Raw genomic sequence first — 13,772 nt, forward strand, 5'->3', positions numbered from 1 at the left:
TGCACCTAGCCTGGGCGGCAGGGTATTACCCTAAGACTTGCAGAACCCGCCGCGAGACGGCGCTCAGGACTATCGCAAACCTATCGTTAGGCTTGCTTCTTGCCGCCCTCGTCGCTCGCCTTACCCTCCGGCTCCACGTCAGGCTTTTGGTGTCGCACGGCCTTGGCTTCGAAGTAGCCGATGATGGTGAGAACGGCGAAGGCGGAACCGACCGCCAGGCCGGCAACGATCCAATGGCCGAAGCCGACCGAAATGCCGATCGCGCCGGCAAGCCAGAGGCTGGCCCCGGTCGTCAGGCCCTGAACCTCGCCGCGAGACAAGACGATTGTGCCGGCTGCAAGAAAGGCGACACCGGCTGTGACCGCCTCCACCACGCGCAGAGGATCGATGCGGACGCGTTCGTCGAAGAAGCCGCCGAGGCGGACGCTTTCGATCGAGATGATGCCGAAGGTGCAGGCTGCGAGGCAGACGAGCATATGGGTCTTGAGGCCGGCTGGTCGTGCCTTGACCTCGCGCTCGAAGCCGATGAGCGCGCCCATCAGCAGCGCCCCAACGATGCGCGCAAAAATGACCGGATAGGAAATTTGCGATGGCGGAAACAATTCGGCAGTGATCTGATCCATGCGGAACCAACGCGAATGCTTCGCATTGGTTCCGCATGATGGCGCCCGCGCCTCACCCAGTGCGCAGACGCCAGGAGCGGCCTGTCCCCACCCCGCTCCGAAGCGCTAGAAGTCGCTTAGTTACCGAGCGCCGCGAGGGCTGCGTCCAGGCGTTCCTGAGCCTTCTTCGGGTTCTTCGCTCCCTTGACCGCTTCCAGGTTGGCCGGCGCATCGCCGACCTGAACGACGCCGACCATGCCCATGCCGTAGTGCGGCGTGCACTTTACGCCGTAGACGCCCGGCGCCGTGAAAGTCACCTTGTAGTTTTCATTGATCTTGCTTTTGAAAGCCTCGGCGCCATCGGGGATCATGCCCTTGATGGTTTCGACGTTATGTCCCTTGTCGGTCGGGATGAAGGTGACCGTGTCGCCAGGCGCAACCTTCAGCGACGCCGGCTCGAAAACCATCGCGCCGTCCTTGCCCTTGTTCAGCATGTGCACTTCGAAGTCCGCGGCGGCTGCCGGTGCGGCGACCAGCATTGCCGCGATCGCGATACCAAATCCGCTCTTGATTGCATTCAACATCGTCTTCTCCATTTGAGCGACCAGCCCGTGCTCGGGTTGTTCGAGAAGAGGATTAAGCCTGAGACGCCCCCTCCACTTTGATGCGCGTCAAATTCGCGCCGCTTTTTTGTCGGCATTGACAATACATAGGATTCCTATATTAACGACCGCATGAGCAAGGAACCTGACACGACACCGCCCCTGATCGACCGTATCGGCGACGGCCTTTCCCGCGTAGCGACGGCCATGCGCACGGAGGCCTGGTCGAGTGCGGAAGCGATCGGCCTCAATCCGACGCAATTGCAGATCCTGACCTTCCTGGTTGCCCGTAGACGCGGCGGAATGCGGGTAAAACAGATCGCCGGTTATCTCGGCGTCAGCCAGCCGACGACGACGGACTCGGTCAACGCGCTCTTGCGCAAGGGGCTGGTCGAGAAGCGGCCGGATCCGAGCGACGCGCGCGCCCTTTCGGTTGCCACCACGCCGGCCGGCGAGGACGCAGTACGACAGGCGGGGCGGCTCGCATCGGCCACGGAGGATGCCATCGCTTCGCTTTCGAGGCTGGAGCAGCAGGATCTGCTCATGCATCTCGTCAAGATCATCCGTGGTCTGCAGGCGGCTGGCGCCATCCCGGAACAGCGCATGTGCGTCAACTGTCGATACTTCCGGCCGCATGTCTATGACGACCCGAAGGCGCCGCATCACTGCGCGTTCGTCGATGCTGCGTTCGGACCGGCGGAACTGCGCGTCGATTGCGGCGAATACGAAACGGCAGAACCCGAAGCACAAAGGGCGGCCTGGCGTCTCTTCAATCGCGAGACGGTCTGATCATGCGATCCAGCCGCCGGCGCCAATGCCGGCGGTCCCGAAGGCGTCGCTCCCCCCCGGCGCCTCGCCACAAGCTTCACCATCGGAATTCGCGAGCGCTGTTTCCTGCGTCGCAAGCGGACAGACGATGATGTCGGCGCCGGTCCGACGACTGCCATCGGCGGACCGGCAATTTTCTCCCTCCAGCAAATAGAAAGAGAAAACCATGAGCAGAATTAATCTAGTCGACCCCGTTTCGGCAACTGGCCCCAGCGCCGAACTGCTTGGCGAAATCCGCTCCGCCTTCGGGGTAGCACCCAACATGTTCCGCGCCGTCGCCAATTCACCGGCGGCCCTTGCCAGCATGTGGGGCTCCTTCGGCGCGCTCGGCAAGGGACGCCTCGGCGCCAAGCTCGGCGAGCAGATCGCCGTTGCCGTCGCGGATCGCAACGATTGCCACTATTGCCTGGCGGCGCACACCGCACTTGGCCGCAAGGCCGGCGCGACCGCCGAGGAGATGACGGCAGCGCAGCACGGCAAGTCCTCCGATCCGAAGACGGCGGCGGCCCTTACCTTTGCTCAGAAGCTCGTCGAGGCGCGCGGACAGGTATCCGACGCGGATGTGCGCACCTTGCGCGACGCCGGCTTCGATGACGAGGACGTCGTCGAGATCATCGCGCATGTCGCGCTCAACCTGTTCACCAACTACATCAACGTCGCGCTTGCCGTTCCGGTCGACTTCCCCGGCGTGAAGCTCGTTCGCGAAGCCGCCTGATCCGCACATGTCGCAAAGGTCGGGCGACGAGCGTTCGCCCGGCCGTCTTGGAGATGAGAACAATGAACAGCAATCACAGGACCGCGGCTCCGGAACTCGCCGTTTCGACCTGGTTCAACACACAGGAACGTCCGAGCCTTGCGCAGCTTCGCGGCCGGGTCGTTTTCCTTCATGCGTTTCAGATGCTGTGCCCGGCCTGCGTTTCGCACGGACTGCCGCAGATGCAGCGCGTCCAGAGCATTTTTCGGGATACCGATCTTCAGGTCCTCGGCCTGCATTCGGTGTTCGAGCATCACGCGGTCATGACACCCGAGGCGCTGAAGGCTTTCATTCATGAGTATCGCCTGACCTTCCCGATCGCCGTCGACCAGCCTTCCGAGCAGGGACCGATACCGAAAACGATGGAGCGCTACGGCATGCGAGGCACGCCGACGGCAATCATCATCGGACGCGACGGTCATGTCGAACACCACCGCTTCGGCATCGAAGACGACATGGTCATCGGCGCGCGTCTTGCGACACTCCTTTCCGCCCCGATCCCCGATTTCAGCGCGGCCACCGCCACTTCAGCCGGGTGCACGAGCGAAGGATGCGTGCCCGACGCGCGGGCCGGCTAGAACCTCTGAGCATGGGAGAACAGACGATGACGACCAGAATGGCACTCGCCCTCAGACATGTGCATTTCGAAGATCTCGGCAGCTTTGCCGGACCGCTGCGGGCGGCGGGATTCGCAATCGAGTACCGCGATGTCGGCGACGAAAATTACCTCTCTTTCGATCCGTTGGAGCCCGATCTCGTCATCGTGCTCGGCGGTCCGATCGGGGTCTATGAAGACGAGGCCTATCCCTTCATCGCCGGGGAAATCGCCATGCTTCAGGCACGTCTTGCCGGCAACCGGCCGACGCTCGGAATCTGCCTCGGCGCCCAGCTGATCGCCCGCGCGCTCGGTGCCCGCGTCTACCCTTCCGGCCTGAAGGAGATCGGGTTTTCGCCGCTGAGCCTTAGCGCCGCAGGCGAGGCCTCGGCTCTCCGCCATCTCGCCGACGTCTCCGTCCTGCATTGGCACGGTGACACCTACGACCTGCCGGCCAGCACTGACCTGCTGGCCTCGACATCGCTGATCGCGCAGCAAGGCTTCGCGCGCGGCAATACAGTGCTCGCCCTTCAGTTTCACCCGGAGGCCCAAGCCGGCGCGGCCTTTGAACGCTGGCTCGTCGGTCACGCCTGCGAACTGGCGACCGCCGGGCTCAGCGTGCCGGGCCTACGCGCCGACGCCCGACGTCACGGGCCTCGCCTGGAGGCGGCGGCCGCGTCGATGATCGGCGAATGGCTGGAGAACATCGATGGTTGAGCAGGCCCCGATTGCGCTCGACGCCCTGCTCATCGGCACCCTCACGCCGATCGACGACCGCGGAACCTTAAGCGGTATCGACAAACACCCGGCTCTCGGGCCGGTACATCTCGGTACAACCGGCTTTGCCGGCGACCATCAGGGTGATCTGAAGAGGCACGGTGGCCCGGATAAGGCCGTGCATCATTACCCGCGCGACCACTACGAGGCTTGGGTCAAGGATCTCGGAAGCGTAACCAGGCTGGAGCAGCCGGGCGCCTTCGGCGAGAACATCTCGGCCTTGGGATTGACGGAAAGCGATGTCGCGGTCGGCGACCGGTTTCGCCTTGGTAAAGCCCTTCTCGAGGTGAGCCAGGGCCGGCAACCCTGCTGGAAGCTGAACCGCCGTTTCGATCTGCCGGATATGGCCCGCCGCGTCCAGCAGACCGGCCGAACGGGATGGTACTACCGGGTCATCGAAACCGGCTTGGTTTCGCCCGGTGAGCGGATGCAACTCGTCGAGCGGCGCTATCCCGAATGGACGATCGCCCGGCTGTGGCACTATCTCTATGTCGATACGCTCAACTGCGATGCCCTGTCCGAAATCGCCGATCTCGCCATCCTGCCCCCGAATTGGCGGGACTATGCAGCCAAGCGCCTGCAGACGCGGGCTGTCGAAGATTGGTCCCGCCGGCTCGACGGCGAGGCTCCGGCTTCAACGCCTGGCGGCGCCGTCGAGGGTCGTGACCAGTCGTTGCCGAACGGATGACGCCGACCTGCGGCTGGTGGCGGCCCTGTCCGGCCGCGCCAGCATCTCGGCGATCTCATCGGCAATGAAGATGGCGTGATCGTTGACCTGTGGCAGGCCCATGAGTTCGCCGAAGGTGCCGCGCGCCAGCGGCCCGGCAACGATCAGCGATCTCTCGGCCACGCCACTCGTCCCGATCGCCCGACTCGCCTCATCGCAGGCAAGCCCCAGTCCGACACTGTCTAGGCGCAGCCAGCCCTTCGACGCCAGATCCGCGAGCCAGTCCTGGCTGGAAAGAACACCCGTATGCGCCGGACCGGTCGTCACGACGCAGGCATCGAACAACAGGCGTTCCCGGATGCGCGTCTGCCGGTGACGGATATCGACCGCGATGACCTGACCGTAGCGCTCGACGCCTTCGATCGAAGCGCCGAGGACACGCAACTGTCCCGTCTCGATTGCCTGTCGGATCGCGTCATCGATCTGCGGCGCCACGCGGAACCGGTGGGCGTCCCAGAACGGTCGCAGGCGCTGCACGAGGCGGCGTCGCTCTGCAACCGGCAACGCCCGCCAGACTTGTCCGCCCTGGCTACGCAAAGCGTCGAAAACCGCATGCCAGCTGAGCCCCGCCAGAGCGGCCTGCCGCACCGCCAGGCGCACGCGTCGAAGCAGTTCTAGCGCGGTTCGCGCCGGGGTACCGACAAAATCGCCGAAGGGTTCCTGTGCCCTTCCCGCGTGGCCTCGCGAACGAAGTCCGCGGCGCGACAGGGCGACGATCGAGCCGCGGTGGTCGGCGAGCCTCAGCGACGCAATCACGTCCGCCGCCGTCAGGCCGTTTCCAAGCACCAGAACGTGATCATCGGGACGAAGGCAGGTAAGAGACCCGGCGACCGTAGTGTCGGCGACGAAACGCGGGTGGCCTTCGAGCGCCTGTGCAACGCGCTTCGGCGCACAAGGCGAGGGATGCGTCGTGGCGATCACGACGATGTCGGCCAGCAGCTCCGTCCCAGCGTCGGAGGTCAGCTTCCAGCGCGCTCCACGCCGCTCGATGCGCGCGATGCGCTCGCGCCGGTGCACGACCTTGCCGCTCCGCACGAACGGCGCGACGAACGCGCCGACGTATCGCCCGAACACCGCCCGCCGCACATAAAGATGGCCATCGGCCGCCCTTGCGTCCGGGTCGCCGCGCGGCTCGCCATGGGCCGCCAGCCAGTTCAAAAAATCGTCAGGATCATCAGGAACGAGGCTCATGCGGGCCGCAGGCACATTCGTGCGATGGGCGGGATTGCCGCTATCATAGGCAAGCCCGGCGCCGAGCCGGTCTCGCGGCTCGAAGACCACGATGGCGGCGCCGTCGCTGGCGGCATGGCGTGCAAGGTTCGCCGCGACCACTGCGCCGGTGAAGCCGCCGCCGACAATGGCAATGACCGGTCGCCGCACAGCTGTCACGACTGGGAGACCTTCAGCTTCGGGCGATGATCGCCGGCGATGGTTTCGCCGAACGGCCCGGTGTTGATCGACGTCTCGCGTGCCGGGATGGCGTGGGCCAGCGGCAGATGCGGCAGAACCAGTTCACCGAACCGATAGGCCTCTTCGAGATGCGGGTAACCGGACAGGATAAAGCTGTCGATGCCGATTTGTCGGTATTCTTCCATGCGCGCCCTGACTTGATCGGGATCGCCGACGAGCGCCGTTCCTGCCCCTCCGCGCACCAGACCGACGCCGGCCCAGAGATTGGGAGCGATTTCGAGCTTGTCACGGCGACCACCATGCAGGCGGCTCATGCGGCTCTGACCAACCGAATCCATGCGCTCGAACACCTTCTGTGCGGCAGCAATCGTGTCGTCATCCACATATTGTATCAGTTCGTCGGCGGCCTGCCACGCTTCCCTTGCGGTTTCGCGAACGATCACATGAAGGCGGATGCCGAAGGTAACGTCCCTGCCCTCGGCTTCGGCCAGGGCGCGCACTTCGGCGATCTTGCGGGCAACGTCCTCGACCGGCTCGCCCCAGGTCAGGTACTTGTCGATCGTACGCGCTGCCACCTCCTGGCCCTTGCCGGAGGAGCCGCCGAAATAAAGCGGCGGGTGGGGCTGCTGTACGCACGGAAACAGGAGCTTCCCGCCTTCGATATCGAAGTGGTTCCCCTTGAAATCGACCTCTTCTCCGCGAAGCACGGCCTTGTAGATGTTCAGGAATTCCTCGGTCACCTCGTAGCGTTCGCCATGCGCGAGATGTATGCCGTCGCCCTTGTTTTCGATCGGATCGCCGCCGGTAACGACGTTGATCAGCAGCCGTCCGCCCGAGAGACGGTCCAGCGTGGCCGTCATGCGTGCCGCGAGCGTGGGCGAAAGCAGGCCGGGCCGAACCGCGATCAGGAACCGCAACTTTTCAGTGAGCGGCGCCAGCGCCGAAGCGACCACCCAACTGTCCTCGCAACTCCGCCCCGTCGGGATGAGCACGCCATAGTAGCCGAGCGTATCGGCGGCCTGCGCGACCTGCTTGAGATAATTGAGGTCCACGTTTCGGCCGCCGCGCGTGGTTCCGAGATAGCGGCTATCGCCGTGGGTCGGCAGAAACCAGAGCACATTGATCTTTTCAGGGATCTTCTCGGGGATTTCGTCGGGCACAATTCCCATTCGCGCAAGCCTCCTCGCAGGTTCCTTCGGAGGCACGCAAGAGCGTCCCTCGATTGCCAAAAAGCATAAACTCTATAAAATTTATTGACAATAAGAATTCGGACGATCATCCTTGATGTGAGGAAAAATTTTTCCCGCATCAGCCGTGAGCGACCGGGAATTAGATTAAATTTTTCGAGGATTTGGCCATGACCATTGCGCTTGCCGCTTCTCCCGCATTCGATGCCATCGTTCCGACCGCCAATGGTTACGGGTCGATCACCACGCCGGCGCTGAAGGCGGCCATGCGCAACTTCTCAGGTGGCGTCTCCGTCATCACCGCAGGGATAGGCGAAGAGCGTACCGGCGCCACCGTGACCTCCGCAACCGCGCTCGCCGTCGATCCGCCGACCATGATCGTCAACATCAACCGCACATCCTCCACCTGGCCGGTCATCGAGCGCTATCGGCATTTCTGCGTCAACCTTCTGTCGCGCGAACAGCAAAGGGTCGCCGAGCGTTTCTCCGGTGTCGATGGCACCAAGGGCGCCGCTCGCTACGATGGCGCCGAATGGATCCGGCTTGCCAGCGGCGCGTCGGCGCTTGCCGGCGCGCTTGCCGCCATCGATTGCGAGGTCGAGGAGATCATCGAGCGCCATAGCCATGCGATCATCCTCGGTCGGGTGGTGGCGATTACCGCGGGGACCGGCGAACCGATCGTCTACCACAACGGCCGCTACGGCGGCGTGCAGTTCTGACGCTGCTTTCCATGCATGGCACAGAGCGCTGCCACGGATCTCAAATTTGGAATGGGCTCTCTGCAAAGCCACAAAAAGCGGAATAATTTATCTACATAAAATCCATGCTTTTAATCAACATAATGTCAGGACTTCCCGAGGAAGCCGCAACCGTTGAGGAGCATACGATGACGATCCGCAGACGCACCCTTCTTGCCGCCAGTGCCGCCCTCTTGGCGGCGAGCCAGCTTTCCCTTCCAGCCCATGCGGACGAAACGACGCTGACCATCGGCTACCAGCCCATCGTCGAGCCGTCGCGCGTGCCGCAGGCAGACGGGACCTATGAGAAGGTGACCGGCGCCAAGATCACCTGGCAGAAATTCGACGGTGGCGCAGACGTGATTGCGGCACTTGCATCCGGGTCGATCGACATCGGCTATGTCGGATCCTCTCCGCTGGCCGCCGCCGCGAGCCGCCAAATTCCGCTCGAAACAATCTTCGTCGTCGGCCTGATCAGCGACGCAGAGGCGCTGGCCGTCAAGGGGATCGACAAGCCGGAAAAGCTTGCCGGCAAGAAGATTGCAACGCCCTTCGTCTCGACAGCGCATTACAGCCTGCTCACCGCCTTGAAACACTGGAACATTGACCCGAAGGCGGTTGAAATCCTCAACCTCCGGCCACCGGAGATCGCAGCTGCATGGCAGCGCGGCGATATCGATGGCGCCTATGTCTGGGATCCGGTTCTCTCCGAAATCAAGAAGACCGCGACCGTGCTTGCGACATCGAGCGACGTCGCGAAATGGGGCGGACCGACCTTCGACGCCTGGATCGTCAGCAAGAAGTTTGCCGAGGAACATCCTGAAATCGTCACCGGCTTCGTCAAGGTGACCGGTGACGCCTATGCGGACTACCGCGCCAAGCCGGAGGCCTGGAGCGCGGGCTCGCCGCAGGCCGAGAAGATCGCACGGCTCACCGGCGCAAAGCCTGAGGAAGTGCCGAACCTGCTAAAGGGCTATTACTTCCCTTCGCTCGAAGAGCAGGCGAGCGCTGATCTTCTCGGCGGCGCGACCGTCAAGGCGATCGCCCAGACTTCGGCCTTCCTGCTCGAACAGGGCAAGATCCCGGCAGTCCTCCCCGACTACACGCCCTACGTTTCCGCCCGCTGGGCGCAGGAAGCGGCAAAGCTCTCGTTCTGACGTTCACTCAATTGCTGCCCGCCCGGATGAAATCTTCGGGCGGGCGCACTGCGCCATGCCAGGAGAACAGCATGTCCGTCCTCTCGCTTGAGAATGTCACATTGCGATACGCGGCCGATGCCGGCCGGAACACGCCGGTGCTTGCATCGATCGATCTGTCGATCGACCACGACGAGTTCGTTGTCGTCATCGGCCGCTCCGGCTCCGGCAAGACCAGCCTTCTCAATCTTGCTGCTGGCTTCGTGAAACCAAGCAGCGGCCGCGTTCGGCTCGATGGCGCGCCGGTCGCCGGCCCAGGGGCAGAGCGCGCCGTCGTGTTCCAGGACGATGCGCTCTATCCGTGGCTGACCGCCCTCGACAATGTCGCCTTTCCCCTGCGCCTGCGCGGTTTTTCCAAGGCGGATCGGCTTCGGCGGGCGCGAGCCCTTCTCGATCAGGTCGGGCTCAGCGATGCAGCCGAGCGGCATGTCTGGGAACTGTCGGGCGGCATGCGCCAGCGTGTCGGCATTGCCCGTGCGCTCGCCTCCAGCCCGAAGTTTCTGTTGATGGACGAGCCGCTCGGCGCGCTCGACGCGCTGACCCGCAGCCGTATGCAGGGCTTTCTTCTGGACATATGGCAACGGAATCGGGTCGGCGCCCTCCTGATAACCCACAGCATCGAAGAGGCGCTGCTGCTGGCAACGCGGGTTATCGTGCTTGCCCCCAACCCCGGCCGGGTCACCAGCGAAATCTTCACGACCTTCGGCCGCGATCACCTCGCAGGGACACCGCTTTCGGAAATCCGCAGCTCAGCCGCCTTTCGCCGGCTGCAGGACGAATTGACCGTGCTCATCCATGCCGAAGAAGAAGGAATTGCCGCATGAGCATCTCGGTTGAAGGCCTGCCGCCCATCATGCCGACGGCACGTCACCTAGACGGGCAACCGGAACAGAGCGCCGACCGACCACCATTGCCGCTTGTCTGGATTTCGCTCGCGACAATTACGGCACTGCTTTTCCTCTGGAGCCTTGCCTCCAGCTATGGTTTCGTCTCGCCGCTGTTCCTGCCGTCGCCGGTTGCCGTCTACCAGGCACTCCGGAGCCTTGCCATCACCGGATTTGTCGATGCGACGCTCGCTGAGCACGTCGGCGCCAGCCTGCTGCGGATCTTCGGCGCGCTTGCCGTCGCCCTCGTCGCCGGCATTCCCGCCGGCCTTGCCATCGGAGCGAGCCGTCTCGGCAAAGGCATCCTCGATCCGATCGTCGAATTCTTGCGACCGCTGCCGCCGCTTGCCTATCTTCCCCTGGTGATCATCTGGCTCGGCATCGGCGAAGCGTCGAAGATTGCGGTGATTGCACTGGCGATGTTACCGCCGGTCATCCTTTCGACGGCAACGGGCGTCCGTTCCGCGTCGGCCGATCACGTCAACGCGGCGCGCTCCTTCGGCGCGTCGCGGCTGCAGGTGCTGCGCCATGTCATCGTGCCGAGCGCCCTGCCCTCGATCCTCACGGGAACCCGTATCGCGCTCGGCGCCGGGTGGTCGACGCTGGTGGCGGCCGAACTCGTCGCCGCAACCCGCGGCCTCGGTTTCATGATCCAGTCCGCCGCCCAGTTCCTTGTGACCGACGTGGTCATCGCCGGCATCGTCGTGATCGCCGCTGTCGCCTTCCTGTTCGAATTGGCGGCACGCCTCATCGAGCGCTGGCTGGTGCCATGGGCAACGCGGCGTTAAGCGGCAAGCCTTAGCCAGTCTTCAGAGTGACCCGGTTCCGGGTTGCGATCAGTCGCGCCGCGGCATAGGTCTGCGTGACGATTTCCGGCACGAGATCGATGTCGGGCAGGCTGCCAACGCCGAGCGGCCCGATTGCGTAGAGATCGCGCGTCGGGGCTCCGCCCGCGAGCACTTCGCCCGCCGGGCTGACGGCAACGCCGAGATCGAGTTCGTCGGGCTCGGCAAGGCCGCCGGAAAAAAGGCTCTGCATCAACGGCGCCTGAAGGTCAGGCGCCGAACAACGACAGTCGATCACCTGGTCGGCTGACAGCAGTGTCTCCTGGCTTTCACCGGCAAAGCGCACCATCAACCCTTCCGGACGGCGCCGGCCGGCCCAACCCTTGCGTAACACGGTCCGCTCGCTGGCAAGCTCCTGCCGGAGACGCAGGTAGAGGGGTGCCGGCAGGCGATTGCGGTGGCTGTCGTAGATCGACCGCAGGTGCCGGTTAAAGCGATGTTTTTCTTCCTCAGGCAGCGCCTGCCACAAGGACCGCGCCCGTCGACGCAGGCCGTTCATGGCCGCCTGCCAGCCGAGCCCTGCTTCTTCTGCCTCGGCACAGGCCTGCCGGACGAAGCGAACGATATCGCCGAGCCGCGTCGGCATCGGCTCGACCGGAAATGTCGGCGCTGCCGAAAGACGGGTATGCGGCTGCGGCAGGAAACCATGGCGGGAGAGGATGGTGACCTCGCCGGCAAAGCCGTTATCGCGAAGCTGCAGCAGGCGGTCGACCACCCGGACTCCGCTGCCGAGCAGGACCGTGTGGCGCGGCACGACGAGACGACGGGCGCGCACCAGTGACTTTTCCTCGTCGGCAACTTCCATCTCGCCGCGGCGCAAACCAAAACCAGTCGCCAGCACAACGGCGTCGCATTCCACCGTCGCGTTCTCCTGCACCACGAGAAAGCGCCCATTAGCCTGCTTGCGAAGACCAAGCACCGCCTGACAGGAGAGCTGCATCGAAATATCCGGCCGGCGCGTCAGCGCCTCGGAGAAGCGCTGGTAAACATAGTCGCTGAAGATGCTCTTCGGCACGAAGATCTGCTGGAACCCGGGAATGGCGGCCGGCACGGCGGCGCGAAACTCGGCATTGGCCGAGAGCCAGTCGTTGAAGTCTTCGGGCTGACCGGCGGCCACCGAAAGGTCGCGAACGCGGCTGTTGAGGATTTCGCCGCTCTGGGCGGCGGCCAGAACCTGCCCGCCGCTGATCGTCGGTTGCGGGTCGAAGAGATGGACGTGAAAGGCGGCCCGCACAGACTTCATCAGGGCGATAGCCATCATTACACCGGAAAAACCGCGGCCGACGATGGCGATATGCGGCTTGCCCCTGGAACCCATTTCCGTCGGAGACGTCTTGGCAAACAATCCATGGACAGTCATGTGCACTCTCCTATGGCCGGCCCCGCCGGCAAAGTTTGAAATGCATGGCTGTTTCGGTCCTCAACGCAGACACCGACCGAATTTTGAGGGTATCGGCGACCATCTGCAGGGTCGCGAGAAGATATCGCCCGCCGCAAGGACGGTCGAGCCCGTATGTCCTATCCCGGCTGGCCTGGCACCTTGGCGGCATGCGCATCCCTAGACGGTATACTCTATAAACTTTGTGCGTTATTAGAGCGCGAAACGGCGCCGACATCAAGGGCCGACCACGCAAAGCGGTCTCCGTCGCCATGCTCTGGAGCGTTCAAGCCACGCCGTTTGGCAAGGGTAACTGCTCTGAAAATTCGCCCGGCTGCGCACGTGCAAACTCCCGACGCGAAATCCCGTTCAACACCCTCAATAGGTCATAGCCATGCGACCAGCGGCCAAAACCACTGGCAATGTTGATGTGCCCGGCATGGCCAAGATCGACGAGGCGGCTGCCCCAGCGGGTCGAAAAATGACGCAGGCGGTCGAAAGGCATATAGGGGTCGTTCAGGCTGCCGACGACGAGGCTCGAAAAAGGCAAGGGCAGATCGGGCATCGACCCGAAATCGATGGCACCCGGATGAAGCCGATCGGTCGGACCGAGATCGCACGGCCCGACGAGCAAGGCGCTGCGCACCTGCCGGGCGAGCGGGCGCCGCACGAGATTGGCGACCAGAAGGCAGCCGAGGCTGTGGGCCACGAGGTCGACTGTTCCATGCCGGAAGATCTCGTGTTCGAGCCTGTCGCGCCAAAGATCGAGCCTCGGGCGATCCCAATCGTCCTGTTCGACAAGAACCGCCTGCGGATTGTCATTGAGCCAATGGCGCTGCCAGTGGCCGCTGCCCGATCCGAACAGCCCGGGAATGATGAGCGTTGTTGCCATGACATCAGCCGCTTACAAGAATGTTTCAAAGTAACGGCCGCGCATTCTGCCGCGCCCGATTCATGGCTTGATTATGGAAGAGCGGGACACAGCGCGTAAGCAAGGAACATTCAATATCTATAAATTCTATAGCATAACTTTTCAGCTGCATCGTTTGCCTTCCATCATTTTAGATGTCAGGCATGGAACAAAGTTGGGAGCAGAGTGTTTCTTGAGACGCGGTCAGAAGCGAAAATCAGTTTCCCTTCCGGCCGCCGAAGCGTCAAAAATTTGCGTTGTTGGAGCCCATGAAATTGGTAGTTTGGCGCCGAAAGATACCGGCGCTCGAACAAGCCGGCCAACCGGCGGTTTGAAGATC

General features: G+C 63.4%; 15 protein-coding genes. 9 read left to right on the forward strand and 6 right to left on the reverse strand.

Features of this window, described 5'->3' with window-relative positions:
* Positions 1 to 86: 86 nt before the first annotated feature.
* On the reverse strand, positions 87 to 623 hold the full coding sequence (locus OVA00_RS00720) for an MgtC/SapB family protein (RefSeq protein WP_090301739.1): 537 nt from the start codon (positions 621 to 623) through the stop codon (positions 87 to 89).
* 116 nt (positions 624 to 739) lie between these two features.
* On the reverse strand, positions 740 to 1,186 hold the full coding sequence (locus OVA00_RS00725; protein WP_082005895.1) for a pseudoazurin: 447 nt from the start codon (positions 1,184 to 1,186) through the stop codon (positions 740 to 742).
* A 150-nt stretch (positions 1,187 to 1,336) separates the two neighbouring features.
* On the opposite strand from OVA00_RS00725, the gene OVA00_RS00730 reads away from it, so the two are divergent.
* The 5 genes from OVA00_RS00730 to OVA00_RS00750 all read left to right on the forward strand — a co-directional run bounded on the left by OVA00_RS00730 (position 1,337) and on the right by OVA00_RS00750 (position 4,846).
* Positions 1,337 to 1,993 carry a MarR family winged helix-turn-helix transcriptional regulator gene (locus OVA00_RS00730; protein WP_060520557.1) on the forward strand — a complete coding sequence of 219 codons (657 nt, stop codon included), beginning with the start codon at positions 1,337 to 1,339 and terminating at the stop codon, positions 1,991 to 1,993.
* A gap of 205 nt (positions 1,994 to 2,198) precedes the next feature.
* Positions 2,199 to 2,747 carry a carboxymuconolactone decarboxylase family protein gene (locus OVA00_RS00735; protein WP_089046055.1) on the forward strand — a complete coding sequence of 183 codons (549 nt, stop codon included), beginning with the start codon at positions 2,199 to 2,201 and terminating at the stop codon, positions 2,745 to 2,747.
* A gap of 62 nt (positions 2,748 to 2,809) precedes the next feature.
* Positions 2,810 to 3,364, forward strand: a complete 555-nt coding sequence (locus OVA00_RS00740; RefSeq protein WP_210187492.1) for a peroxiredoxin family protein — start codon at positions 2,810 to 2,812, stop codon at positions 3,362 to 3,364.
* Positions 3,365 to 3,390: 26 nt separating this feature from the next.
* On the forward strand, positions 3,391 to 4,098 hold the full coding sequence (locus tag OVA00_RS00745; RefSeq protein ID WP_268087690.1) for a glutamine amidotransferase: 708 nt from the start codon (positions 3,391 to 3,393) through the stop codon (positions 4,096 to 4,098).
* A complete protein-coding gene (locus OVA00_RS00750) occupies positions 4,091 to 4,846 on the forward strand; it encodes an MOSC domain-containing protein (RefSeq protein WP_090301751.1) in 756 nt (251 codons plus the stop codon). Before OVA00_RS00745 ends, OVA00_RS00750 begins: the two co-directional genes overlap by 8 nt.
* On the opposite strand, the gene OVA00_RS00755 is transcribed toward OVA00_RS00750, so the two are convergent.
* Together OVA00_RS00755 and ssuD are read right to left on the reverse strand one after the other, a co-directional pair.
* Entirely contained in the window at positions 4,793 to 6,274 is a 1,482-nt protein-coding gene (locus OVA00_RS00755; RefSeq protein ID WP_268087691.1) for an FAD/NAD(P)-binding protein, read from the reverse strand. The genes OVA00_RS00750 and OVA00_RS00755 overlap by 54 nt on opposite strands.
* The gene (gene ssuD, locus OVA00_RS00760; protein WP_210187493.1) at positions 6,271 to 7,464 is read right to left on the reverse strand and encodes an FMNH2-dependent alkanesulfonate monooxygenase; all 1,194 of its coding nucleotides are present in this window, start codon (positions 7,462 to 7,464) and stop codon (positions 6,271 to 6,273) included. Before ssuD ends, OVA00_RS00755 begins: the two co-directional genes overlap by 4 nt.
* A 188-nt stretch (positions 7,465 to 7,652) precedes the next feature.
* Between ssuD and OVA00_RS00765 the strand changes: the two genes are divergently transcribed.
* From OVA00_RS00765 to OVA00_RS00780, 4 genes are all read left to right on the forward strand, one after another.
* Positions 7,653 to 8,201 (forward strand): flavin reductase family protein, encoded by a 549-nt coding sequence (locus OVA00_RS00765; protein WP_082566455.1) that lies wholly within the window; start codon positions 7,653 to 7,655, stop codon positions 8,199 to 8,201.
* Positions 8,202 to 8,368: 167 nt separating this feature from the next.
* Positions 8,369 to 9,376, forward strand: a complete 1,008-nt coding sequence (gene tauA, locus OVA00_RS00770) for a taurine ABC transporter substrate-binding protein (RefSeq protein WP_268087692.1) — start codon at positions 8,369 to 8,371, stop codon at positions 9,374 to 9,376.
* A 71-nt stretch (positions 9,377 to 9,447) separates the two neighbouring features.
* Positions 9,448 to 10,239: a taurine ABC transporter ATP-binding protein gene (locus OVA00_RS00775; protein ID WP_268087693.1), complete on the forward strand. Its 792-nt coding sequence runs from the start codon at positions 9,448 to 9,450 to the stop codon at positions 10,237 to 10,239.
* Positions 10,236 to 11,087 carry an ABC transporter permease subunit gene (locus tag OVA00_RS00780; protein ID WP_442780420.1) on the forward strand — a complete coding sequence of 284 codons (852 nt, stop codon included), beginning with the start codon at positions 10,236 to 10,238 and terminating at the stop codon, positions 11,085 to 11,087. The genes OVA00_RS00775 and OVA00_RS00780 overlap by 4 nt, the downstream gene beginning before the upstream one ends.
* A gap of 10 nt (positions 11,088 to 11,097) precedes the next feature.
* On the opposite strand, the gene OVA00_RS00785 is transcribed toward OVA00_RS00780, so the two are convergent.
* Together OVA00_RS00785 and OVA00_RS00790 are read right to left on the reverse strand one after the other, a co-directional pair.
* Complete coding sequence (locus OVA00_RS00785; protein ID WP_268087694.1) at positions 11,098 to 12,504, reverse strand: FAD/NAD(P)-binding protein; 1,407 nt, start codon at positions 12,502 to 12,504, stop codon at positions 11,098 to 11,100.
* Positions 12,505 to 12,808: 304 nt separating this feature from the next.
* Entirely contained in the window at positions 12,809 to 13,414 is a 606-nt protein-coding gene (locus tag OVA00_RS00790; protein WP_268087695.1) for an RBBP9/YdeN family alpha/beta hydrolase, read from the reverse strand.
* Between the last annotated feature and the right edge of the window lie 358 nt (positions 13,415 to 13,772).

Origin of the sequence: Ensifer sp. SL37 (assembly GCF_026672675.1) — a bacterium.
Classification (GTDB): domain Bacteria; phylum Pseudomonadota; class Alphaproteobacteria; order Rhizobiales; family Rhizobiaceae; genus Ensifer; species Ensifer adhaerens.